Genomic DNA, 24,199 nt, shown 5'->3' on the forward strand with positions numbered 1-24,199 from the left:
AGATGGGTTGTGCAGAATTCAAAAAACTGTGGGAGAAATATGAAAAAGGGACACTCACCCATAATGAACAAGAACAGTTAGAAAATCATATTGAGACCTGTGAAGAGTGTGAAGCTTACTTAGATGAGCTGTTAACAAAGACAGAACCCATTAAGAAAAAGTTACCTCCAAAAGATTTTAAAATTCCTTTTTGGAGAATTAAGTGGAAACATCGTTTACACACGTTTGGTTTTATATTATCAATTTGCATTGTTATATATATAATCGGCGGGGTATTATCAGCCTTTTATTTTCAAGCTAATAATGATAAAAAGCTAGAAGAAATTAGAGAGGTTCCTTCGCTTGCACTTGAAGCAACGATCCCAAATAGCCGTGTTATGGGAGGCGGAACAAGTGTAGAAGCTTTTTTCCGTACGAATAGCCAATTTGATTTAGTACGAACCGTCGGAAAAAAAGAAATGCCCCTCGGTACAATAGAAACAAAAAGCTTCTTATCATCTGTAGATGTTACGAAGCGAACTTGGATGAATCCGTTCTATCAACCAAAACTCTTCTTTGTTCATCCAAAAACAGAGCAGGGTGATTATTTAAAGGATTCATCAAAAAAAGTATGGGATACACTTGCAAAAGTACATGATGGAACCGTTGCAGAAGTAGCAATTTCTTTTGATAAAGCTTACACTTTAAAAGAATTAGAACCGCTTTTATATAGCATATTCGAGGCACAAGAACTCCCTCCAACTCCTTTATGGTATGCTTTAGATACAGGACAAGAAAGAAAAAATGTAGATGACTATATCCTACATGGCGGAGAAGCTATAGGGTTTCCAGAACATGTAAGATTCCTCGATAATGAAACTGACGGGCAGAAAACGCAAGAAGACAAAGTAACCGAAATGATGCGCATCCTTTCTATCCATAAAAAAACGGTAAGCAAAATAGCAGCGCTTTCTGAGAAAGAATTAAACTTAGATAAACGTTATCAATATGTAAAAGATAACGGTGTAAAAGTATACGGAATTGTTATTACGGGCCCATCGAAAGAGTTATTAAAATTACAAAACTCCCCGCACGTACGTTATGCGACTCTTGGAGATATTGAGATTTGGAATTGGTTTGATAATTAATAAAAAAGAAGTAGCGCTCTAAAAACGATGCGCTACTTCTTTTTTAATTCGAAATCACTTTCACACACATCCCTCTCACCGCTTTTTCATAAGCAATATCACTCATCTGTCTTATGTTTTCTGACACAACAGACGACTGAACGATTTTCCCTTCACGAAGTAACGGCGGATCAATAAGACGCACTTTATTTTTCTGATGTAAATCATAATCGTTTCTATCTTCTTTTACTATTACATTCGGATGAACTTTACTTAATAAAGCATGCACTTCTGGCTCACTACATTGCTGCAATTTCGAAATAAGCTCATCATCTTCAAGGAGAAAATCATCTGCATGAATGACCTTTTTATGAAGAGCTAACTTTAACGTTTTCGCTAACATCTCATTTCCGTAAATATTAATTGGCTTCATAAAGAAATCGATTACATCTTTGTAATACGTTTCTGTAAACCACTCTGCCATTTCAATACTTTGAAGAACCATTTTCCCCTCTACTGCAATGACATCCTCTAAAAAACTGTGAACTTCTTCTAAAAAAATATACCCATATGTATACATATCTCGTAATGTATAATCCACTCGGTCTGCGCATAATTCTGGTGCTGACCTTTCTAGTAATGTCCACTTCAAATCATCTAATAAAATATCTTCATAGTTATAACCATGCTTCGCAAGGATCGCTGGAATTTCTGAGTTTTTCACAACAGAACTAAATATCTCTTCATGATAACTTTCATCTTCATTATCAAAAACGTAATCAATTACGTGGGAAAAAGCAGTATGCGATACGTCATGCAGTAAACCAGCAATCTGTTCTTCTACTGAACCACCAAGTTTTTTCACTAACAACATAACACCAACTGAATGATTAAAGCGTGTTACATTCCATTTCTCGTTCATTAAATAACTTGCGCCCGCTTGATGGATCCCTTTTAGTCTTTGCACAGACTTACTTAAGATTAATTCTTCTAACACTTGATCCACTTCAAATTCTCCGTATAGTACATCTGATATGATCACTTACAATCCCCCTTTATTTTAATCGAGTCTTATAATCGTATCTCTTTTATGAAATTACAACAGAAATATTTCTTGCTATTTGTTTTTATTGAAAAAAATAGAGAGCCGTCAGCTCTCTATTTCATAACCCCTATTCAAAAGTAACCTCAACCTGCACAATCTCCGACCTACTACCAAGTCGAAGCGGCGGTCCCCAAAATCCAAATCCAGAAGAAACAATCGCGTGGAACGCGCCTTTTTGTGCGTATCCCCAGTCTAGCTCGTACATTCTTCTCGTTACAATATGATTTGGCGCCATTTGTCCGCGGTGCGTATGACCGGATAATAATAAGTCTACCCCTGCCGCTGCTGCTTGTTTTAACTCGAATGGCTGGTGATCCATTGCGATAACAGGCATCGATTTATCTACCGTACTCATTAATTGTTCAAAGCTTTGGCGATCTCGCTCTGTTTTATCTCTTCTTCCAACGAGATAAAAGTCATCTTCAATTGTGATCACTTCATCTAAAAGAATACGAATATCAATCTTATCCATCTCTTGTAAAAACTCTGGAACCGCTCTGCCGTAGTATTCATGGTTTCCTAAAACACCATATACGCCTAATGGAGCTTTCATTTGTTTCATAATATGACCCATGTTTTTTTGAATGAATACTCCTGGATGATCATCGATAATATCACCTGGCAGTAAAATAATATCAGGTTCCATTTCATTTACATGACGAACAAGTCTTTTCAAATGCGAAACGCCAGACAGTTTACCGAAATGCATATCAGAAGCCATCGCAATACGTAAACTTTTACGCCCCTCTACCTTTTTCGGTATGTGCACTTCGTATTTTCTTACTACTGGACTATACGCATTAAATACTCCATACGCAAAGATAAAGATAAATGCAGCTATCACAGCCGCCCCTGTCCAAATTATTGCTGTTTCTTTCTCCATCGAAAATTGAAAAAGGAAAACTGTAATATCAGCCAGTGGCAACAACATAAGCGCATATTGGATTACCGCAAACCATATTGAACCAATCGTTCGCAGAAATGGCAAAAACTTAAACACTTGCACGAGAATATACGCATATGAAATAAATGCGACTACGAAAGCGTAATATCCCCAAGATTCCCAGCCGAATACCGCATGAAGCCAAACCCATCCGTTCCAGCCTATGTAAAACATAAGTAGTGTGTATACAAGTAACATAGTAAATATATTGAAATAACGAAGATTCTTCACAGCCAGCCTCCTTATTGATTTCTTCTATTATAACTTGTTATGCACTTATAACGTAAATATTAAGCACTTCAATCTTCCCAATAAAAACATTGATAAACATATCGTCTTTACATTTTTAGGAACGGCTGTAATGGGTATTTTAGAGTCTTACGTGTTGGATGAAATTCTATTATCTTTATCCTTCAAAACTCACCTATGCAATTATGCATATGCATCCATTCCGCTTTATTTTCATGTTACGATATAAATACAATACGACATATATCGACAAAGATAAAAGGAAGTGATTGTATGAAACGTTCTAAAACATACTTAAAATGTTTAGCATTATCCGCTGTTTTTGCTAGTAGCGCTGTAACTCTTTCAACACCTGCTGCTTATGCTCAAACAACATCACAAGTTGTAACAGATATCGGACAAAACGCAAAAACACATACGAGCTATAATACATTTAATAATGATCAATCTGATAATATGACAATGTCTTTAAAAGTAACTTTTATCGATGATCCAAGCGCAGATAAACAGATTGCCGTTATTAATACAACTGGTAGTTTTCTAAAAGCAAATCCTACTATAAGTGATGCACCTATTGATAACTACCCAATCCCTGGTGCTAGTGCAACATTACGTTATCCTTCACAATATGATGTTGCATTTAACCTTCAAGATAACAGCGCTCGTTTCTTTAACGTAGCACCTACAAATGCTGTAGAAGAAACGACTGTAACATCTAGCGTATCTTATCAACTTGGTGGCTCTGTTAAGGCTTCTGTAACGCCTAATGGCCCTAGCGGTGAAGCTGGTGCAACTGGTCAAGTCACTTGGTCGGACTCTGTAAGCTATAAACAAACTAGTTATAAAACAAATTTAATTGACCAAACAAACAAAAACGTAAAATGGAACGTATTCTTTAACGGATATAACAATCAAAACTGGGGTATTTACACACGTGACTCCTATCATTCTTTATATGGAAACCAACTGTTCATGTACTCTCGCACATACCTATATGAATCCGATGCAAAAGGTAATTTAATACCGATGGATCAACTTCCAGCATTAGCAAATAGCGGTTTCTCTCCTGGTATGATCGCTGTTGTTATCTCTGAAAAAAATACAGATCAATCTAACTTACAAGTCGCTTATACAAAACACGCTGACGATTACCAACTTCGTCCAGGCTACACATTCGGAACTGCAAACTGGGTTGGAAACAACGTAAAAGACGTTGATCAAAAAACATTTAATAAATCATTTACACTAGATTGGAAGAATAAAAAGTTAGTAGAGAAAAAATAAGTAAAAAAACGAAGGGACTATTTAGACTCTTCGTTTTTTTACTTATTCATAATAAGATCCCGCGAGTAATACCGTCGCTATGAAATTCCATGATATATTTTTAGGCATCTCTTCATCTTTATTTTGAAAAGCACTATCACAATCATTTAGCCATGCTTCCATTGATTCTAAATAATCTTCTAATGTTATATTCTCCCACTCATCTTTATTTTCTTTGAAATCTTTTTGAAAATAAAACAGGAATTCTACTAATTTTTCTTTTGAATCTACACCATTAGCTAACTCATACATTCAGTAAATTAACATAATAAAGCGTATCATCCGTTTGAAAATACATAACCGATCCGCGGCTATAATAATTAACAAATTGAACCTGCTCTCCTAGTTCATTACAAAGATTACTATCATACACTTGATTATTGTTTAAATCATAAACAACCAATTTTTTATCTTGAGTAATGAATACTACTTTACCTTGAGCAACCGCAAAACTTTTCGACCATATTTCCCTCGTTACATGTATTTCATTCCACGACATATGAAATTTTTTATCTTTCATTTGAACTAAAGGAAATTCGGAATAATAATAAAGCCAAACATCTCCATCTATAACATTAATTGCATAACAATCATCTATATACGGTATATTATATTTTTCTACATATTGATCATAGCTATCAAAAATTAATTGACCTGTAGAATCAAAAGCAACTATACCATTTGCTCCAATTGGGGACTCGCCAAAAATTCCTTCATCACAATAACTAACCCATATATCTTCATTCACATCAACCTGACAATCTTGAACCCCTTCCCCGATATAGAACTTAACATGTTCACTCCCATCCGCATTGTAAATAACCGCATTATCATCTTCATAATGAAATATCAGTAACCAGTTCTCGCCGATTCGTTGCATACATAACACTGATTCAACATCAATATCTACATTTAAATTGAAAATATTTTTATTATTTTTATCTAAATAAATAATACAAGGTCGATTCTGATCGTCTTGTACTAGTAAAATTACATTTTGTTTATAATCCAAACTCATTTTTTTAAATTGATAGGCTTCAACAATAGATTTAAAACTTATTAATTCTTTACATACAATATCTTTCATATATATCAAAAACCTCCCGTTTATTCTAAACATAAAAAATAAGCATCAAACTTCCTTAATATTAATAAGTTTGATGCTTACTCACAATTATTATTTAAAATATTTTTATCAAACCGTAGATAAACGATGTGGATCACAGAAAGTTTCTGTATCAATCTCTTTTTCCAGCCAAAGGTCAAAGAGCGCACTAATATCTCCCTGTTCCAACATATACTCTTTCTCTTCTTGATGAATAGGCAATAACCAAAATAAATCAAGCTCTTTTTCTTCAAAAAACTCCATTAGCTCTGGAGACTCTCCTGCCTCAATAACTGCCGGGCTTACTAAAAGCACATTCATTGAAAAATTAGATTCAGCATCCGCATTAGAAATTGTATCCCCGTAATCAAATGAGGTTTCATCTATAAATGGATAGTGTGCCAATCCAGCAAGCAAATCAATCATTTCATCATTTTGATTTGCATTTAACCAAATTAATTCTCCTTTAGCACCATTGGTCATATATTCAGCTGACATCCCTAATGTCACATATGTCCATACTGGCCTATCTTCATTTTTCGGGAATTCTAAAACGTATAGCATTCCTTTTTTTAGAGCGGTATTATCTAATTCTACTCTTTTAGCGCCTCTTTCACCCCAGGTATATTCAAAAATCTGACTAGGCTCTCCAAAATGTTCATAGTATTTTTTCTGAATGTCACTTAATTTATTTTTCCGAAAAAAATTCATTTATGCTCTACAATCCTCTTTCTACTATACAACCTTGTTATTAAAGATAGATTTCTTCTTTCCAACTACTGGATTTAGATTGAACTACTATTAGATTTTCACTTTCCCATTTTAATGTCCCTAAGAATCTAGAATATACCATTTCATTCCCTACCTCTTCCACCAATAATTGATCTCGAATCTTTAATCCCTTTTCATCATACACTTCACATCGTAGCTGGAAACCTTTAACACGATGAATTCCTTTTAATATCGCTATCTTCTTACGGCTTGGGCTTTTCTTAGGTGTCTTCCCAACTAAAAATATCCCTTCATAGTTTTGCTTCACAATCTCTTCTAAAGTTTCCTCTATATACCCTTTAACAATAGATGATGAAAGAGTAGAGTTTTCTTCAAGTCCAGGGACAACATATTGGCGTACTAATTTGCAAAACTCTTTGTATTTCTCTTCAACTGAATTTAATGCTAAAAAGTCCATAAAATCATATGGAACATATATACGAATTTCACCCAAAGCTCTATTCACTTCATATGAAATATCAGTGTTTTCATTAGCTAAACAAAAGACAGTTACTTTTTCAATCTCTCTTAATCCCATCTCAAACTCGCTAACTTTCTTTGAGAAAATTAGCTCAAAAATTCTAATTTCATGTACAAGCAAATAATGTTTTTTAGGACGTTTTTTTTTCCAATCGTAAAACTTTACTTCAAGCAATATAATCCCCCTTACATTTATCACCATGGTATTCGGTCACTATAATACCTTTTATTAATTTATTAAACTGTACTCCTTTTTCATTCTACCTTATCTATATTTTTAATATCCTCTACTCACAATGCACGCGGTGACATAACAGCCATAAATATATCACTTCTCTCATCCGGTGCTATATACACTCCTTCTGCATCTAAATATTCAATGGAAAAGGCTGCTAGCTCATACGCCATTTCTTGATCGCATTCAAAAAGTGGATTTATAAAAACCTCACTTCCTGTAATCTTTTGTAAATCTTTCAAACAGTTAGACTTACTTCTTGTATAATCAGCCACATTCTCATTAGCCCAAGACCACATCCAACTGTTACTCTTTCCAGACCAGGACCCTATAAAAACAACACTAAATTCAAGTAACACTTGACCATTTTTTTTAAACTGTAATATACATTGATCTTGATCATACCAATACTCATCAAAGTTATCGATATTATAATCCGAAATGAATTTTTGCTGTTTACTTTCTAATTTGTCATAACACATAACAAGATAATTCTCGAATTGTTCATCCGTCATTGCCAATTATCACACGCTTCCTTCCTTCAAGATCCTCGCTACAAACAATATATCTTACTCTCTCAAAACCTATATAAAGTGAAACTTTAATCAGCCCTTACCAATTGGGCTTTTACAGGCAGCCCGCCCCCCACATATCATATACGTTTCTACCACTAAGCTATCTTAATATATACAAAGAAACAAGAGCTTATATAAGCTCTTGTTTCCATAAATAGTTTCTTTACTCAGTCCAATTTATTTTATCACGATAAATAAATTCAATATTACACAAATGCACCCCAACCATCTGTATATCCACCAAACTCTTCACCCAGTTTATTCAACTCCTTTTGCATCTCTACGATATCCTCATAAATTAAGAACATTTCTTTAGAACAAGTACATGTCCAATCTTCAAATTCTTCATTATAATCTAACTCACAATTTAAGCCCAGCGCTTGTACTCTACCAATTATTTTTTCTCCATTACCTTGATCAGGAATTGCAACAAAGAAATCTACTATGTGTTTTTTATTAAAATCTATACCTTGTTCCACTATGTAAAATCGCTAACTCCGCCATTTGCTTTGTTTCTTCCCAAACATTTTCTTTTGTTGGTATACAATTTTTTCCGACTATAAATACATAAAAACTTAACCCATCTTCTGATATTTGTTCAGACGGTTCATAAATATCATAACCTTTTCCATGTAGTACATCTGCGATTTTCTCTGCAATCTCTATTGTATCTACTAAAAAGTAATGTTCTAGATAGTGTACTTTCGTTAAATTAGATCCTGCATCCTTCAAAGCTACTAATGTTTCTATATCCTGATTTTCTCGTTCTTGTCTTTCATGAATTTTTTCTGTTATTTATAAATCTCCCTTAAATCACTTTATAGTACGGATAAAAGTTACTATCCTCATTTATACTCAATTACAAAATTTCTATTAGCAAGTATCTTTTCTACAAATTCATGTTTTTCTTCTAATTTATATTCCATACAGAAATCCACTAAATGAGAAATAGACCAAGTCACATTTCGAACTGGATTTCTCCTAGTATTTTCATTTATCTCTCCCCTTATTTCCATTTCAAAAATAACCTTAAGAGCATAATCGTCAAATACCATTCCATTAAGCATCAATGCTGTTAAAATGTCTGCATTATCTATATCCTCTTTAGTAGGCAATGTTGTTAATTGCAAATTGAATATAACACATAAAGGAAACACATCTTCCATCAACTCAACAATTTGTCCAAAGAAGTACGTTTCATTTGGTAATGAGATAGAAAATACATCTCCAACTTTCCATTTTTGCTTTTTAGGTCGTTTCCAAGATCCAATGAACTGTTCATACTCTCTTTTATTCGCAAATGTAAATTCTTCGTCTATAAGTTCATTCACTAAAATCGCAACTTGTAACAACGTCTTTCCATTGGTTGAATATATTTCTACACAATCGCTCTCTGAATCAAAACGAACCTTACCTTTTATTCCAGTTTCTTTAACTCGATTCCTTACAAATTTCATTGCATCATAATTTGTATCTAAATCTAATAGCTCAGCTAAATCCTCTAAAATGATATATTCCTTTGAACTAAAATCTGGTATAAACATACGGATTTTCCCGATTTGTAACGTATGATTCAATTCATTAAATAATACTGATTTTAAATTCATTCTCATTTCCCCATTCTTCTTCCAAAATTAACAAATCAAAAAGTTTTGGCGTTAACATGAAACATCTCCTTTTTATTTTTTCGTTTTTTCCCTTTAACAATTACATGATAATTTCTTAGCTGTTCTCTTTTACCTATAAAAGCACTATGGTAATCTTACTGAAAATCCGCTTGATATTTCCCTAATTTAAGCTTACATCCTATCTAGATGATTTTAGGTTATTAGAAATACTACTTATAGTTCGTCATCACCCTGACATATATAAAGAAAGAAGAGCGTATATTCGCTCTTCCTTCATACACACATCTAATGAATAGATCTTTCTAACCACTAACTTTTCTGGTGATATATTAATAGCCTCTAAAAGCAAACTGAATATACATGTATGTACCAACACCATAAATAACAAAAGCAACTATAGTAATTAGCCAATTTTCACGAGTTTTTTGTACATACTTCGAGCATGCCCAAAAAAGAAGTAAAATAATTAATTGAATTGCAATCACTTTTGAGACAGCAATTATAGTAGTTTCTGTAACAAATACTACCCATGTCCCGAACAACATCCGAATACAAAAAATAATCGCCCCAATACGTGTTTCAGTATATTGTTTATTTATATTTATAAAAAATATATCTTGCAACATAACAGTTAATGTTAATACAACTACTAAAGCCAAGATAGAAATGAATTCTAAAAATTCTATAAGCACTTTTAGTCTCCCTTTTGACATCATTTTTAATTTTCATTAAAGATTCTTACTATCATGTAACTAGGTCTACAAATACCCTCTCATTATCTATACAGTTTTCGCATACATAATATGAAAATAACAGCTAAGACCATAAATAATAAGTGCAATCATTGTAATATACCACTTTCCTCCGTACTTCTTTACACACTGCACAAGCCCCCAAAGGCAAAGTAATATAACTGATTGAACTGCTAAAATTTTTAATGTCCCCAATAGTGTGGCTATCATAGAATAGGTAATCCATATACTCAACAACGAACGTATAATTACAAACATAGCACCGATTTTCTGATAATAAAATAGTTTTATACTACCCACATAGTAATCTTGCAAAAGAATAATAGATGCTACTAAAATATTCAAAACCAAAATCATAATAAATCCCAAAAACTCTATCAACTCTAAATTCTCCTTCATAAATTTATTTACGATTTCCTATCGCATCAAAAGTTAACAATTCACTCCGAAATTTTACAAGTTACTTTTTCAAAAATACTAGCTAATATTCCAATAATCATCAAAGAGATTATTATTCATACATTCATTTTATTACTTAAGGACGACCTATTTAACAATCCAATTTTTTAGCGGACTTGAAATATTCTTGAAATTTATCATCGATGTCCTCATCTTTACTAAAAAAAAGCGTTACATACGAATCCCAACAAACAATCTCAATTGTTGCTTGGGGATGCTGAATCTTTGGACTTGGTACCCAGAGTTCTTCGTTTCCATTTGCATAGGGTTCTACAAGCAAGTTATTAATATCAATGTTTATAGACTTATCAAAAGCAGATAGTACGCCCCAAATAAATTGAGGATTATATTTCTTTACGAGATTTGAAAGATCTTCACCTGCTATCCAAACTATTGGATGCGACATTTTAGGATAATCTCGGATAAGTTTCTCTTCCTGATGTGCGACAATCTCCATGTCTGTTATAAGCCAATTATACTCTTTTTCCCTACGTTGAAATGCGTCAAAAACGGAAGCTAAAACTGTATGTTTAGATCCATGTAAAATGAAGTTCATCCAATCCCTCCAATTAGTAACAATCGATAAGTTAGCCTTCTTGAACTTATTATGTGTAGATAATTAAACAAATACCAATGAATACTGTTACTATACACAATATAATAGTTGTTGCAGTATCTAGCAAAATGCTTACGACTAGGAAAATTATTGATTTAAGAGCAAAAGAAGGCCCTTTTTCTTTCCATTGACGATAGATTTGCATCATTGCATAAATTAATGGAATCATACCACCTATAATCAGAATAATCCCTATTATTTTCCCCATGTTCCCCCTCCTTTTAAATATTCAAATCAATAGATATAATATATAATTATACGTTCTCAAAATACATTCTTACATTTTTAAAGTTATTTTACATCTGCGAAACTCTTTAATCAATTAACAATATTTTATTATCCTCTTTGTTTATTTACTTTTCTTTGAACCAAAGAGGAACCCTCCCTACTCCAAATCCCGCCCCATGTAATAGCATTGTTTCTTATATTTTTTCCACCCCATTTAACGATTGATAAAATAAGACAAGGGCCTTTTTGGAATCATCGGTTAAACTTGCAATTTAGTTGAAGAAGGAACAAACTGATGATGCGGAAAAACGTAGTATATAGAAGACTATGTAAGGAGTTTGTCATATGATTGATAACAGAATTTCGAAAGATTATGATCATGAAATAGATGATTCTTTAAAAGAAATTACAGATACAACCATCTTACTTAATTTTCAAAAAGCGATTGTAAGTTTATATCCTCATCTAATACCAATTCATGCTTTTGCCTATGACGCATGGGATGATATTGTAATGCCATTGTTTTATGAGATGGTATATAAAACTTTTGCTTTTAAATACGGGATAGATATTAACTTTAAAGAAACTCATACCTATATGTTTTCACTTAATAGTTATAAAGGGATACATCACATCGAATGTGTTCCAAAGTGCACGACATTTAAGATTTATATTAACGAAGAATGGATTGAAATGGATAATAAAAGTTTGAAAGAAAATGTATTTGTATTTAAGTCATTTGGGGATGGATTACATTTTCTAACTGGTGGAATTGAAATTGAAGATGCTTATCGTGTAGGATTTGACCTTGTTGAGGTTGATATTGTTTCTACCATAACAGGTCTTCCATCTAAAACAAGTATTTTTATTAATAAAGAGCATGTAGACTTTGTGTTTGTTGCAGAAACATATGATACAAATATCCAAAATTAAAAATTTTATGTAAGAAAGTAGGAAGAATATCTTCATTACTACTCGTATCAAATAGTTGTGTGAACACGCTCCGCTATTATATATGCAAACTTCCGACTACATTTCATATGAGAAAAAGTTATTACGATAAACAAAGAAAAGGTCTCCTAAAATATCTTTTAGGAGACCTTTTCTTATTAATAGATTTTGTAATTTAAGAGTAAACACTCTTAAATTACAAAATCCTCCGGAATAAACACTTTCACTTCTTTCGGCTGTACGTATACGAAATCACCCGCTTGAATGTTCAGCTGTTTGAACTGTTCTTTCGTAATTTCTGCTTCTAAATATTCATCTGTTTCGTCTCGTTTTAATTCTACATATACGACAGGTCCGACTGCGTGAGAATAAGATACTTTTGCTGGGATTGCATCTATGCTTTGTTTCGTACGAGAGATTGATAAGTCATGCGGCCTTACGTAGGCTATTCCTTCTACGTTGGAAACGTGCTTATGCTCTGGTGCTTCTAGTTCGACCGATCCTACATTTAGCTTTCCTTTATGAACGCGGCCGTGAAATAAATTTACATTTCCTAAAAAGTCATATACAAACGGACTTGCTGGGTTTTCATATACTTCTTCCGGTGTTCCCATTTGTTCAATGCAGCCTTCATTCATTACAACGATGCGGTCTGCAACGTCTAACGCTTCTTCTTGATCATGCGTTACGAATACGCTCGTAATTTGAAATTCGTCATGTAATTTCCGGAGCCATCTTCGTAATTCTTTTCTCACCTTTGCATCGAGTGCACCGAACGGTTCATCGAGTAATAAAATTTTCGGTTCGACTGCAAGTGCCCGGGCTAGTGCAATACGTTGACGTTGTCCACCAGATAATTGCGCTGGATAACGTTTAGCAAAGCCATCCATTTTTACGAGCTTTAATAATTCTGTTACCTTTTCTTCTATCGCTTCTGCTGACGGTCTTAAGCTTTTCTTTCTTACTTTTAAACCGAAAGCGACATTCTCAAATACATTCATATGCTTAAAGAGCGCATAGTGCTGAAAGACGAAACCGACTTGCCTGTTTTTCACGTGAATGTCTGTTAAATCTTCCCCATCAAATGAAATAGAGCCTCCATCCGCTTCTTCTAATCCTGCAATAATGCGTAATAACGTCGTTTTCCCAGAACCTGATGGGCCTAATAAGGCCACAAGTTCACCTTTTGGAATATCCAAATGAATGTCTGTTAGTGCTTGAAATGTACCATATTGCTTTGATACACCTTGAATTTGAATACTCACCGTAATCCCCCTTATTGTCGTTTTTCCATTCGCCATTCAATCCAGTTTTTTATAACGAGTGTAAACACTGCAATTAATGACATTAACGTCGCTACTGCAAATGCTGCTGAAAATTGATATTCATTGTACAAAATTTCAATATGAAGCGGCATCGTGTTCGTAATACCGCGCACGTGACCTGATACGACAGAAACGGCTCCAAACTCACCGATAGCACGGGCATTACATAGAATCATGCCGTATAAAAGACCCCATTTTATATTTGGAAGCGTAACGCGCCAAAACATTTTCCAGCCACTTGCGCCAAGTGATAAAGCTGCTTCTTCTTCACTTTTCCCTTGTGCCTGCATAATCGGAATTAGTTCACGTGCAACGAACGGGAAAGTTACAAAGATTGTTGCGATAATAATGCCTGGTACAGAGAAAATGAGTTTCACTCCATGTTCGAGTAACCATTCGCCAAGAGCCCCACGCGGTGTGAAAAGTAAAACGAACACTAATCCCGCGATTACTGGTGACACAGCAAACGGCAATTCAATAAGGGATAGTAATACTTGTTTTCCTTTAAACTGAAACTTTGTAATAAGCCATGCGGCCGCTATCCCAAATATCGTATTAAGCGGCACAACGATTAACGCAACGAAAAGCGTTAACCTAATTGCTGAAAATGCTTCTTGATCTGTAATAGCGGCAATGTATACATCAATCCCTCTTTCAAAAGCTTTTAGAAAAATAGTTATGAGCGGCAGTAATAGAAAGAGAGATAAAAATAAAACTGTAATCGTAATTAATAAGCCTGGTACAAGCTTAGATTCTTTTTTAGGTGACACGTTTTTTACTATTTTCTTTTCTAATACTGTTGGTTCCATTTTCTCTCCTCCTATTCACTTTTTAGTTCATGCCTTCTACTCCAGCTTTGAATCATATTAATAAGCAGAAGGAAAAGGAGAGAAATAATAAGCATCACGGTCGCTACAGCTGTTGCCCCCGCGTAATCATATTGTTCTAGTTTTGTCATAATCATCAGTGGTGCAATTTCTGTTTTCATCGGCATATTACCTGCGATGAAAACGACAGATCCGTATTCTCCTAATGCTCTTGCAAATGCGAGTGAAAAACCTGCAAGAAGAGCGGGAAAGATCTCTGGTAAAATGATTTTCACAAATATTTGCAAGCGAGATGCACCTAAACTCGAGGCCGCCTCTTCTACTTCTTTATCAATATTTTGCAGCACTGGTTGCACCATTCGAACGACAAACGGTAAGCCGATAAAAGTAAGCGCGACGATAATTCCGAGTGATGTGAATGCTACTTTTATATGAAATACGCTCAATATTTTCCCAATCCATCCATTTTCCGCATAAAGCGTTGTAAGTGTAATACCAGCTACAGCTGTCGGAAGTGCAAACGGTAAATCAATGAGTCCGTCTAATAGTCGTTTCCCTGGAAATTTGTAGCGTACGAGCACCCAAGCTATTAATAAACCGAAAATGGCATTTACAACAGCCGCTACAAATGAAGTTGTAAAACTAACTTGATAGGAATGCAACACACGCTCGTTCGTTATAACCCCAGCAAACTTCTTCCAGCCTAACTGTGAAGTTTGAATAAATACGATAGAAAGTGGTATAAGTACGAATAAACTCATGTACAGCATTGTAAATCCAAGCGATAATCCAAACCCTGGTAAAACACGTTTCTTCCTCATCCTCTTTCACCTCATCCCCCTTTAGCAGCGCTCATTATTTTTGATAAATTTTATCGAATACGCCGCCGTCATTAAAGTGTTTCTCCTGTGCTTTTTTCCAGCCACCAAATAGTTCATCTACTGCAAATAATTGAACTTTCGGAAATTGGGATGCATATTTTTCTGCTACTTTTTCATTACGCGGACGATAAAAGTTTTTCGCCGCAATTTCCTGTCCTTTTTCTGAGTACAAATATTCAAGATACCCTTCTGCTACTTTTTTCGTTCCTTTTTTATCAACGACTTTATCTACAACCGCTACTGGTGGTTCTGCAAGTACACTAATAGAAGGGGTTACAATTTCAAATTTATCTTTTCCAAGCTCTTTTTGAGATAATAACGCTTCATTTTCCCATGCAATTAATACGTCACCAATTCCTTTTTCAACAAATGTTGTCGTTGCTCCGCGCGCTCCTGAATCTAATACTTCTACGTTTTTATAAATTTGGCTAACAAACTCTTTCGCCTTATCTTCACTATTATTATATTTTTTCAATGCGTATCCCCACGCCGCTAAATAGTTCCAACGTGCTCCGCCTGATGTTTTTGGATTTGGTGTAATGACAGACACACCTTTTTTCGTTAAATCATCCCAGTCTTTAATTCCTTTCGGGTTTCCTTTTCGAACAAGAAATACAATTGTTGACGTGTATGGAGTGGAATTATTCGCAAGTCGCTTCTGCCAATCTTCTGCTAGTTGTTTTTTCTTGCTAATGGCATCAATATCATAAGCAAGTGCTAGTGTAACAACGTCTGCTTCTAAGCCATCAATAACAGAGCGCGCTTGACTTCCAGATCCCCCGTGTGATTGTTTTACATTTACTGTTTGCCCATGCTTCTCTTTCCAATACTTCGCAAAATCTTTATTGAAATCTTGATATAACTCCCTCGTTGGATCATAAGAAACATTTAAAAGCTCAACTGTTTTTTTATCTCCACTTCCTTCAGAATTACTAGTGGATGTTGCCGAACCACACCCTGATAAAAGTACAACTGCTGATAATAAAACACCTGTACTTTTCATAAACGCTGTCTTACCCCACTTTTTCATCGTTAAGCCCCCTTAGTTTATACAATAGAAAAAGGCACACAATATATTCACAAATGTGAACATTGTGCGCCTTCAGTTTATCTGATTAGCTTCTAATGTATTCTATTCGATTTCTTTTCATTTTAATTCTGTAATTCACATGTGTCAACTTGGAATTTAAATTTTCTTACTAAACTAAAATATTGGCATACTCCGCGCCCAATGATTTTTCAAATCAGCAAATTCTTTTGGTAACTTACTATTTTCATTCCTTTCTAATTTATATGCATTTACTAACACCGTAGCCATTGATTCACGGTTCATTACTCCATTTGGATTAAAATTATCGTTCTTCTCATTTTCAGAGTTCATTTCATCCATAATGTCATAAATAAGATATGGCACCACCGCTTAATCAATACACAAAAAAATGAGGCAACCACCTTCAAAGATGGTTGCCTCATTTTTACACTTGCATCGCTTTCTCTCTCAATGCTCTTCTTAACAATTTACCCGTCGTATTCTTCGGCAATTCTATTAAAAACTCAATGCTTTTCGGCACTTTATATTTCGCTAAATGTAACGTGCAGTAATGCATTAGTTCTTCTTCTGTTACGTTCGTTTGCTTCAAAACGACGTAAGCTCGTACGGCTTCTCCTAAGTTTTCATCCGGGACACCGATTACAACAACTTCAGCCACAGATTCGTGCGTATATAATACTTCTTCTACTTCACGAGGATATACGTTATAACCGCCAACTAAGACGATATCTTTTTTACGATCAACGATGTAGAAGTAACCTTCTTCATCCATTTTTGCTAAGTCACCTGTATATAGCCAGCCATCTTTTAACGTCGCAGCTGTATCTTCTGGTGCATTATAGTACCCTTTCATAACGTTAGGTCCGCGAACAATTAATTCACCGACTGCGCCGACAGGTACTTCTTCCCCAAGTTCATTCACAATTTTATTTTCTACATGCCAAATATTTGTACCAATTGATCCTGGTTTACGTGGACGATCTAGCGGATTGAAACAAGTAACTGGTGATGCTTCTGATAAACCGTATCCTTCTGAAACAATAACGTTAAAACGTTTTTCAAAGTTTTGCAGAAGGGCAACAGGCATAGATGCACCACCGGAAATACAAAGGCGAAGCGTCTTCACATCTTCTGCGCTTGCTTCTTCAAATAAATATAAATAATTGTACATCGTCGGTACACCAGCAAAAATCGTTGGTTCGTACGTGCGACAAATCCGGAATACTTCTTTCGGACTAAATTTCGGTAACATTAAAATCGTTGCTCCGTTCACAATCGGTGCATTTACCGCAACTGTTAAACAGAATACATGGAACATTGGTAGTGCCGCAACGACGCGGTCATCAGCAGTAAATTGTAAATAAGACGCAACATCATTCGCATTACTATATAAATTTTTATGTGTTAACATAGCGCCTTTTGGTTTTCCAGTTGTACCTGAAGTGTATAGGATAACTGCTACATCTTCTTCATCTAGTTCAGGGCCTTCGTATTGTAAATCTCCAGCCCCCACAAAACTAGTAAACGTTTTCATTTTTTTGGTTTCTGTATGGTTAAAATCTGATGAGGTTTCGCATATGATGATGTTTTCTAATGAAGGAAGTCTTGTTGTAAGAGATTGTATAACAGGTAGAAGGACGTCGAGTACGATGATTGTTTTTACATCTCCATTTTGTAAAATGTAATGCATTTCGTCTGCTGTATAAATTGGATTAACTGGAATAACAGTTGCTCCAGCTTTCATTGTTCCGTATAAACCGACCAAAAAATGTGGTGAGTTCCCAACAACTAATGCGACATTGTCCCCTTTTCCAATGCCCATTTCTGCTAAATTGCTAGAAAACCTTGTGACCATTTTGTTTAATTGGTCATATGAGACCGACTGATCCATAAATATATAAGCCGGTTTATCCCCCTTCTTTTTTGCCGTTTCAGCCAAAGATTGAACGAGATTCACAAAAACCCCACCTTTATAAAATTTAGAATATTTAAAAATTCTAAATTAATTATATTAAAAGAAAATTAAAGTGGCAAGTGATATTCTATTAACTGCATATACACGAATCACCTCCTCTTAGTTTACTTTGGAAGGATAAGGTGAATTTATTCACCCGCAAATTATGAAACGTGGGCCAAAATCATTTTAGGATAATATGCACTTATCTTTTCTCTAAGCTTTTCAAGTTCCTCTTTATTTAAGTTCGTATACTCCCCATACAAATTCAAAACGCCCGCTCCATTTTCATGAAAATACACGGTAACATATAACGTCGGTAACCCTTTGTTGTTTTCATCTATTGATAAGACGACATCTGGTGTTTTATTAACAGTGCTGAATGTTTCATTTCTTTTCCACTTCTTATTTTGAAACATGTCTTGTATATCATGTATCTTTCGTTTGTTATCTGTATGCGTATAATATATAACATTATCCCGCGCTGGCTTTCCGATAGATAAAAGGGTACGACTTGAGGAAGTTTCACTGTTACACGCTGCAATCCCAATGACGAATCCAAGCAATATTACAATGTGTATAACCCTTTTCATATCGATTCGCCTCCTTTTCATATATATATTCCTTTATAAGAGGCAGATGTCCTGTAAGTATACATTTTGTGGTAAATGGAATTGTATCGACAAAACTACAAAAAGAATGAGGCTGCCTTTATGGCAGCCTCCCTTATTTTTAGAAGAATAAATGTAAGAAATCTTCTGTTGTAATATTACCGAAGTAGCGTGCGATATCTACGCCTTCTAAAGCTGCAGTGAATGCATCTTTATCAAACTGTACGCCTGTTAGACGTTCTTCAATGTCATGAACGTCTAATGAACCGAAGAAGTCACCGTAAATTTTGCATTCTGTTACTGTTCCTTTTTTCACTTCAAGACGAACGTCCACTTGTCCAACTGGGAAACGGTGTGAATGTTGTAAGTTGAACTTCGGAGATTTTCCGTAGTTCCAGTCCCAATTGCGGTAGCGTTCTTCAGAAAGTTTGTAGATTTCTTTCCAATCCTCTTCTGTTAATTCGTACGTTGGAATTTCTGTTTCACCTTCGAAAATTGTTTCTAGAAGAAGTTGTCTAAACTCTTCTGTCGTCATTTTTTCGTTTAAGAACTCTGTAATATTCGCAACGCGGCTACGGATTGATTTAATTCCTTTTGATTGAATCTTATCCATTTTTACTTTTAATGCTGATACAACGTGATCGATTTCAGAATCAAATAGTAACGTACCGTGACTGAACATACGACCTTTCGTTGAGAACTGTGCGTTACCTGAAATTTTTCTTCCTTCAACTAAAATATCGTTACGACCACTTAGTTCTGCATTTACGCCTAATTTACCAAGTGCTTTCGTTACAGGCTCTGTGAATTTTTTGAAGTTGCTAAAACTATCTCCATCATCTTTCGTGATAAAGCTGAAGTTTAAGTTTCCTAAATCATGATATACTGCGCCTCCGCCTGATAGACGACGAACAACATGAATACCTTGTTCTTTTACGTAATCTGCATTAATTTCTTCTACTGTGTTTTGGTTTTTACCAATAATAATCGAAGGCTCATTAATGTAGAACAGTAAATATGTTTCGTTAATATCTAGATTCTTCACACAATATTCTTCAATTGCTAAGTTTATCGTAGGATCTGTAATCCCTTTATTATCAATAAATAACATCGTATCACCTCATGAATTCCAAACGTAACCACTATGCGCTAGCGTAATATGGCCACTGAAAATTTGTTTTGCTTCTGTTACTAAATCAGATGTGTTGCCTGTATGCGGTAAGTGCGTTAATAAAAGTTCTTTTACATTCGCATCTTTTGCAATACTTGCTACTTCTGTACTATTCATATGCCCTGCTTTTGCAGCTTCTTGATGTGCATACATATTACACTCACAAATGAAAAGATCAGCATCTTCCGTGAATGGAATGAATTCAGGAATATAACTTGAATCAGCGCTGTATACTACAGCGTCACTACCTGCTGTAATACGCATCGCAAAGCATGTAACAGGATGAACAGTTTTTAAGAATGAAATGGAGAACGGTCCAATTTGAAGTGTTTCTTCTGGATTGTACGCGATTCCTTTCGTATGTGGTTCATGCGTTAAAGAATTGAATCCATTCTCATCAAACGTATGACCGTATATTGGTAATTCCGGTAGTTGTCCCTTCGCCCCGCTCATAATTAATCTCGCATATTGCAATACCCCAATGTCTGCAACATGATCGTGATGATAGTGTGACAGTACAACTGCATCTATATCAGATGGTGTTATATATTTTTGAAGCTGTGCTAGTACACGACTACCACAGTCTACAAGTAAACGAAAACCATCGTGTTCAAACAAATACCCCGACGTTGCTTCTCCCGCTTCTGGAAAGCCGCCCCAAAAGCCGACAACAGTCATTTTCATATGTATCCATCCTTTCTAAAACCGAGTAGGAATGCAGTTTTTCTCCGTACTTAAGAAAGTTTTTTACTTACATCCTACATTGTTAACTATAATCCATTTCCTAAACTTTTTCATTAATTTTCAATTTTGTTATAAAACAGTTGTTGACTTTTATTTTTTGTACTAATACAATGATAGTAAGAAATGGAAATGGAGGGATTGACATGATCGATCAACCAATGGAGTTTTTCAGAAATTTACCGACGAAAACTTGTGCACACTGCGGGAAAGAAATTGATGAGCAACACGAAGCATACCATAACAAATGTGACGATTGCGTTCACGAAGAATAGTAGTTTGTGAACGTAAAAAAACCTAGCAGACATAGTCTACTAGGCTAATAACATCTTATCCTTCATCGTTGAACCTTTCACCAAGAGCTCCAGTTCAAACTCATACAATTCTTTTTTTCGATAATTTTTCGTATGGATTTTATCCATCATCAGGTCGACAACTTTTCGGGCCATTTCATCAATTGGCTGTTCAATTGTCGTAATACCTGGTTCTGTAATCTGCGATAATATTTGATTATCAAAACCGATAACAGCGAGATCATCTGGAATGCTCAAGTTATGGTGCTTCGCCTCTGAGATAATTCCAGCTGCTACCTCATCGCCTCCTGCCAAAATCGCGGTAGGATTTTTTTTGTCCTTTAATACTTCATGGAATATTCGTTTTCCATCCTCCCAAGAGAAAGCGTTTTCAAGAAAATCAATCGCTTCTACTTGGCGGCTCTTCTCAGTTATTGCACGTAAAAAGCCCATTTTTCGCTGCTGACTAACTAATTTGGTTTCGTTACCACGGCAAAAAATAAGATTACGATACCCTTGATCTAACACATGCTTCGCAGCTATGTATGCTCCTTGCGCATGATCAAACTTCACTGTTGGAATATTTGCTTCCTCAATATATTCATTACATAACACGATTGGACCGTGCTGTAAGTATGGCTCTACATCTTCCCACGGATTTTCTAGTGAACATAGAATAATCCCATCTACTTGTTTCGTAGATAATAATTGTAAATACTCCATCTCTTTTTCTGGTAAATATCTTGTTTGACAAATAATCAGTTTATATTTATGTTCAGAAGCAGCAATCTCGATTGCTTCGATAAATCTACTGAAGAAAGGATTTGTAATCCTTGGAACGAGCACCGCAATTGTTTCCGTCTTTTGTTTACGAAGCCTTCTCGCCGCAGAATTAGGAACGAAGCCTAAATGCTTCATTGCTAATTGTACCCTTTTTTTCTTCTCATCTGAAACATATGGATGATTATTAATCACCCTAGAAACCGTTGTTCTTGATAACCCCGCTAATTTCGCCACGTCCTCTATAGTCGACACGAAATTCTCCCCCTTTGCATGAAAACGTTTTCTTAAATTGATTATATAGTATATTATTGGAAACTGCAATACAGGTTCTTATGATTTTACTATATTGATATTATACATAGGTAAAAGTCTGTTTAATGGGAAGGGAAATATACTGCTTTTAACAACTTACAGCAGGTATATTCATTTCCTTAATACCATATCTCCTTTATTCAATATAAAACCCCATCAATACATCATCTCCATATGACCCATCTTCATACTTTATTTGCTTTCGTTGTCTGCCTTCTTCTACAAATCCCATACGTTTGTACACCTTAATCGCCCTATCATTAACAGAAACTACGCCTAAGCAAATTTTCTCTAAATCTTTCTGCTCTTTAGCCCAACTAATAAGAAATTCAATTAACTTCGTACCAATGCCTTGATTGCAGTACGCCTCTTTAATCCCCATTCCCATTGTGCCTGCATGTCGTAACCTTTCTAGTTCATATCGATTAAAGAGTAAAAAGCCGACTACCTTACTATCTATTTCATACACGATGTAAAGATTACCTTTCTCATTGCTTTTCCGTACCTTTTCTCTTTCTACATCAATATCATTTGGTAATTTCTTTGGAGATACTATGAAAAACTTTGTAGTAGTTTCCGATAATATAATTTCTTTTCTAATATTCATTATTGCTTCTGCATCACTCTCTTTTGCTAATCGTATCACTGAATCACCTCGTACTTTTTCTTTTAAAAAATAATATTAAAACTATAAAACGCCCAATATGCAATATTACATATTGAGAATCTTTTTACTCTTGATACAATATTCATACATCAAAATAAAAGGAATGTATGCAATGAATCCAATCTTAACAGCTGCAAAACAACTATTACATAAAGACGAAGTTATTGTATCTACTTTAAATTGTTCACTTACTGCCTATATAATTACACATAATGTGCCTTATCCTGGCATGTTACTTGCTACTAATCAAAGACTTCTCTTTTTTAGCCAATATAAAAACACATTCATTGCCGAATTTGATTATGAAAAAATTCTATCCATAGAAACGAAGAGAAGAATCTTTGACAAAAAAATAATATTTTACTATGAAGATGAATATATAACGCTTGGATACATTACAAGTTCGAATGTTGAAGCGTTCATAGACTTACTACAAAGAAACAGCAAGACTAGCACAGACTTATAATCAGTGGGGATCCCCCCTCACTGATTCATTATTTTAACTCCTCCCACTTCGTCCACACTTCTCTCACGTTTATACGGTACATATTATCATCTCTGTCCATAAATCCATGCACAATAAATTCGCGTCTAATCGTACAAAAATCATCATGATATTGCTTTATGAATGTATTAATTTCTTTTTCTGTATATTGATTTTCAGCATTTAACTTGCTAACTAAATGCTCTAACAATACTAGTTTTTTCTTCTTTTGACCTGGAATCGATTTTAAACGATTCTCTTTATCAAAAAAGTTACGAATGGTCGTATCCCTAAATTTCATTTCGCTTTCGGTCATTTTGTTATCCTCCATCAGCTTTTATGTAATACAACTTTATTATTTTTCTTTACCGTTTTTCTTTATTCTTTCACTTAAAATATCAATAAAGTAATATCCACTAATTAACACATAGTAAAATACAAGTATCCCTATTGCATCTTTCATACTTGTATATTTTTCTTTATGAAACAAGATAGGTGAAAGGGCATAAACAAGAAAGATTATTAGCGGATTTACGATAAAATAATAAGTAAGATTTCCTCTCATCATATCAG

The 24,199-nt window shown here is 34.7% G+C and carries 33 protein-coding genes; 6 read left to right on the forward strand and 27 right to left on the reverse strand.

Annotation, left to right across the window (positions count from 1 at the left end):
- Positions 1–2: 2 nt before the first annotated feature.
- A complete protein-coding gene (locus tag COK05_RS13120; RefSeq protein ID WP_098612912.1) occupies positions 3–1,127 on the forward strand; it encodes an anti-sigma factor in 1,125 nt (374 codons plus the stop codon).
- Positions 1,128–1,170: 43 nt separating this feature from the next.
- Here COK05_RS13120 and COK05_RS13125 read toward each other — a convergent pair whose 3' ends face one another.
- Positions 1,171–2,148, reverse strand: a complete 978-nt coding sequence (locus COK05_RS13125) for an HD domain-containing protein (RefSeq protein WP_098612913.1) — start codon at positions 2,146–2,148, stop codon at positions 1,171–1,173.
- Between the two features lie 130 nt (positions 2,149–2,278).
- Positions 2,279–3,385 carry a metallophosphoesterase gene (locus tag COK05_RS13130; protein WP_098612914.1) on the reverse strand — a complete coding sequence of 369 codons (1,107 nt, stop codon included), beginning with the start codon at positions 3,383–3,385 and terminating at the stop codon, positions 2,279–2,281.
- Between the two features lie 34 nt (positions 3,386–3,419).
- On the opposite strand from COK05_RS13130, the gene COK05_RS32070 reads away from it, so the two are divergent.
- Together COK05_RS32070 and cytK2 are read left to right on the forward strand one after the other, a co-directional pair.
- Positions 3,420–3,632: a TetR family transcriptional regulator gene (locus tag COK05_RS32070; protein WP_306482863.1), complete on the forward strand. Its 213-nt coding sequence runs from the start codon at positions 3,420–3,422 to the stop codon at positions 3,630–3,632.
- A 44-nt stretch (positions 3,633–3,676) separates the two neighbouring features.
- Positions 3,677–4,687 (forward strand): beta-channel forming cytolysin CytK2, encoded by a 1,011-nt coding sequence (cytK2, locus tag COK05_RS13140; RefSeq protein WP_098612915.1) that lies wholly within the window; start codon positions 3,677–3,679, stop codon positions 4,685–4,687.
- Between the two features lie 42 nt (positions 4,688–4,729).
- Here cytK2 and COK05_RS13145 read toward each other — a convergent pair whose 3' ends face one another.
- From COK05_RS13145 to COK05_RS13200, 12 genes are all read right to left on the reverse strand, one after another.
- Positions 4,730–4,978 carry a DUF7660 family protein gene (locus tag COK05_RS13145; protein ID WP_098612916.1) on the reverse strand — a complete coding sequence of 83 codons (249 nt, stop codon included), beginning with the start codon at positions 4,976–4,978 and terminating at the stop codon, positions 4,730–4,732.
- Positions 4,971–5,813 carry a hypothetical protein gene (locus tag COK05_RS13150; RefSeq protein ID WP_141539075.1) on the reverse strand — a complete coding sequence of 281 codons (843 nt, stop codon included), beginning with the start codon at positions 5,811–5,813 and terminating at the stop codon, positions 4,971–4,973. Before COK05_RS13150 ends, COK05_RS13145 begins: the two co-directional genes overlap by 8 nt.
- A gap of 108 nt (positions 5,814–5,921) precedes the next feature.
- Positions 5,922–6,542: a suppressor of fused domain protein gene (locus COK05_RS13155; protein ID WP_016082537.1), complete on the reverse strand. Its 621-nt coding sequence runs from the start codon at positions 6,540–6,542 to the stop codon at positions 5,922–5,924.
- A 40-nt stretch (positions 6,543–6,582) separates the two neighbouring features.
- The gene (locus COK05_RS13160; protein ID WP_016124259.1) at positions 6,583–7,257 is read right to left on the reverse strand and encodes a hypothetical protein; all 675 of its coding nucleotides are present in this window, start codon (positions 7,255–7,257) and stop codon (positions 6,583–6,585) included.
- A gap of 116 nt (positions 7,258–7,373) precedes the next feature.
- The gene (locus tag COK05_RS13165; protein WP_098612918.1) at positions 7,374–7,838 is read right to left on the reverse strand and encodes a DUF6882 domain-containing protein; all 465 of its coding nucleotides are present in this window, start codon (positions 7,836–7,838) and stop codon (positions 7,374–7,376) included.
- Positions 7,839–8,098: 260 nt separating this feature from the next.
- Positions 8,099–8,374 carry a ribonuclease E inhibitor RraB gene (locus COK05_RS13170; protein WP_086390225.1) on the reverse strand — a complete coding sequence of 92 codons (276 nt, stop codon included), beginning with the start codon at positions 8,372–8,374 and terminating at the stop codon, positions 8,099–8,101.
- Entirely contained in the window at positions 8,349–8,624 is a 276-nt protein-coding gene (locus tag COK05_RS13175) for a ribonuclease E inhibitor RraB (protein ID WP_240792534.1), read from the reverse strand. Before COK05_RS13175 ends, COK05_RS13170 begins: the two co-directional genes overlap by 26 nt.
- Before the next feature lie 113 nt (positions 8,625–8,737).
- On the reverse strand, positions 8,738–9,436 hold the full coding sequence (locus COK05_RS13180) for an Imm26 family immunity protein (protein ID WP_086395979.1): 699 nt from the start codon (positions 9,434–9,436) through the stop codon (positions 8,738–8,740).
- A gap of 413 nt (positions 9,437–9,849) precedes the next feature.
- The gene (locus tag COK05_RS13185) at positions 9,850–10,212 is read right to left on the reverse strand and encodes a hypothetical protein (RefSeq protein ID WP_140159739.1); all 363 of its coding nucleotides are present in this window, start codon (positions 10,210–10,212) and stop codon (positions 9,850–9,852) included.
- An 87-nt stretch (positions 10,213–10,299) separates the two neighbouring features.
- Entirely contained in the window at positions 10,300–10,653 is a 354-nt protein-coding gene (locus COK05_RS13190) for a hypothetical protein (protein ID WP_086390222.1), read from the reverse strand.
- Positions 10,654–10,822: 169 nt separating this feature from the next.
- Positions 10,823–11,287: a hypothetical protein gene (locus tag COK05_RS13195; protein ID WP_086390221.1), complete on the reverse strand. Its 465-nt coding sequence runs from the start codon at positions 11,285–11,287 to the stop codon at positions 10,823–10,825.
- A gap of 49 nt (positions 11,288–11,336) precedes the next feature.
- Positions 11,337–11,555 (reverse strand): hypothetical protein, encoded by a 219-nt coding sequence (locus COK05_RS13200; protein ID WP_000516160.1) that lies wholly within the window; start codon positions 11,553–11,555, stop codon positions 11,337–11,339.
- Positions 11,556–11,920: 365 nt separating this feature from the next.
- On the opposite strand from COK05_RS13200, the gene COK05_RS13205 reads away from it, so the two are divergent.
- Positions 11,921–12,508 carry a hypothetical protein gene (locus tag COK05_RS13205; protein ID WP_016082557.1) on the forward strand — a complete coding sequence of 196 codons (588 nt, stop codon included), beginning with the start codon at positions 11,921–11,923 and terminating at the stop codon, positions 12,506–12,508.
- Between the two features lie 209 nt (positions 12,509–12,717).
- Here COK05_RS13205 and COK05_RS13215 read toward each other — a convergent pair whose 3' ends face one another.
- The 9 genes from COK05_RS13215 to COK05_RS13255 form a co-directional block, all read right to left on the reverse strand.
- Positions 12,718–13,791, reverse strand: coding sequence for a sulfate/molybdate ABC transporter ATP-binding protein (locus COK05_RS13215; protein WP_098612919.1), 1,074 nt, complete (start codon positions 13,789–13,791; stop codon positions 12,718–12,720).
- 11 nt (positions 13,792–13,802) lie between these two features.
- Complete coding sequence (gene cysW, locus COK05_RS13220) at positions 13,803–14,660, reverse strand: sulfate ABC transporter permease subunit CysW (protein ID WP_098612920.1); 858 nt, start codon at positions 14,658–14,660, stop codon at positions 13,803–13,805.
- Between the two features lie 11 nt (positions 14,661–14,671).
- Positions 14,672–15,499, reverse strand: coding sequence for a sulfate ABC transporter permease subunit CysT (gene cysT / locus COK05_RS13225; protein ID WP_098612921.1), 828 nt, complete (start codon positions 15,497–15,499; stop codon positions 14,672–14,674).
- A gap of 34 nt (positions 15,500–15,533) precedes the next feature.
- Positions 15,534–16,589, reverse strand: a complete 1,056-nt coding sequence (locus COK05_RS13230; protein ID WP_098612922.1) for a sulfate ABC transporter substrate-binding protein — start codon at positions 16,587–16,589, stop codon at positions 15,534–15,536.
- A gap of 174 nt (positions 16,590–16,763) precedes the next feature.
- On the reverse strand, positions 16,764–16,940 hold the full coding sequence (locus tag COK05_RS13235) for an S-layer protein (RefSeq protein WP_141539084.1): 177 nt from the start codon (positions 16,938–16,940) through the stop codon (positions 16,764–16,766).
- Positions 16,941–17,034: 94 nt separating this feature from the next.
- Positions 17,035–18,567 carry a fatty acid--CoA ligase family protein gene (locus COK05_RS13240; protein ID WP_098612923.1) on the reverse strand — a complete coding sequence of 511 codons (1,533 nt, stop codon included), beginning with the start codon at positions 18,565–18,567 and terminating at the stop codon, positions 17,035–17,037.
- Positions 18,568–18,728: 161 nt separating this feature from the next.
- Positions 18,729–19,157, reverse strand: a complete 429-nt coding sequence (locus COK05_RS13245) for a hypothetical protein (protein WP_098612924.1) — start codon at positions 19,155–19,157, stop codon at positions 18,729–18,731.
- A 139-nt stretch (positions 19,158–19,296) separates the two neighbouring features.
- Positions 19,297–20,286, reverse strand: a complete 990-nt coding sequence (locus COK05_RS13250) for a lipoate--protein ligase (protein ID WP_098612925.1) — start codon at positions 20,284–20,286, stop codon at positions 19,297–19,299.
- Between the two features lie 9 nt (positions 20,287–20,295).
- Positions 20,296–21,030: an MBL fold metallo-hydrolase gene (locus COK05_RS13255; protein WP_098612926.1), complete on the reverse strand. Its 735-nt coding sequence runs from the start codon at positions 21,028–21,030 to the stop codon at positions 20,296–20,298.
- Positions 21,031–21,233: 203 nt separating this feature from the next.
- Here COK05_RS13255 and yhfH point away from each other — a divergent pair, with 203 nt between their 5' ends.
- Complete coding sequence (gene yhfH, locus COK05_RS13260) at positions 21,234–21,362, forward strand: protein YhfH (protein WP_000567010.1); 129 nt, start codon at positions 21,234–21,236, stop codon at positions 21,360–21,362.
- A 39-nt stretch (positions 21,363–21,401) separates the two neighbouring features.
- Here the strand turns inward: yhfH and COK05_RS13265 are convergent, their stop codons facing one another.
- Positions 21,402–22,415, reverse strand: coding sequence for a LacI family DNA-binding transcriptional regulator (locus COK05_RS13265; RefSeq protein ID WP_016082566.1), 1,014 nt, complete (start codon positions 22,413–22,415; stop codon positions 21,402–21,404).
- Positions 22,416–22,611: 196 nt separating this feature from the next.
- Entirely contained in the window at positions 22,612–23,121 is a 510-nt protein-coding gene (locus COK05_RS13270) for a GNAT family N-acetyltransferase (RefSeq protein ID WP_098612927.1), read from the reverse strand.
- 133 nt (positions 23,122–23,254) lie between these two features.
- On the opposite strand from COK05_RS13270, the gene COK05_RS13275 reads away from it, so the two are divergent.
- Positions 23,255–23,608, forward strand: a complete 354-nt coding sequence (locus tag COK05_RS13275; RefSeq protein WP_098612928.1) for a PH domain-containing protein — start codon at positions 23,255–23,257, stop codon at positions 23,606–23,608.
- Positions 23,609–23,636: 28 nt separating this feature from the next.
- On the opposite strand, the gene COK05_RS13280 is transcribed toward COK05_RS13275, so the two are convergent.
- Together COK05_RS13280 and COK05_RS13285 are read right to left on the reverse strand one after the other, a co-directional pair.
- A complete protein-coding gene (locus tag COK05_RS13280) occupies positions 23,637–23,942 on the reverse strand; it encodes a DUF2087 domain-containing protein (RefSeq protein WP_141539076.1) in 306 nt (101 codons plus the stop codon).
- A gap of 39 nt (positions 23,943–23,981) precedes the next feature.
- Positions 23,982–24,194, reverse strand: a complete 213-nt coding sequence (locus tag COK05_RS13285; RefSeq protein WP_098612930.1) for a hypothetical protein — start codon at positions 24,192–24,194, stop codon at positions 23,982–23,984.
- Between the last annotated feature and the right edge of the window lie 5 nt (positions 24,195–24,199).

It is taken from the genome of Bacillus cereus (assembly GCF_002567495.1).
In the GTDB taxonomy this organism is placed as follows: Bacteria; Bacillota; Bacilli; order Bacillales; family Bacillaceae_G; genus Bacillus_A; species Bacillus_A cereus_AQ.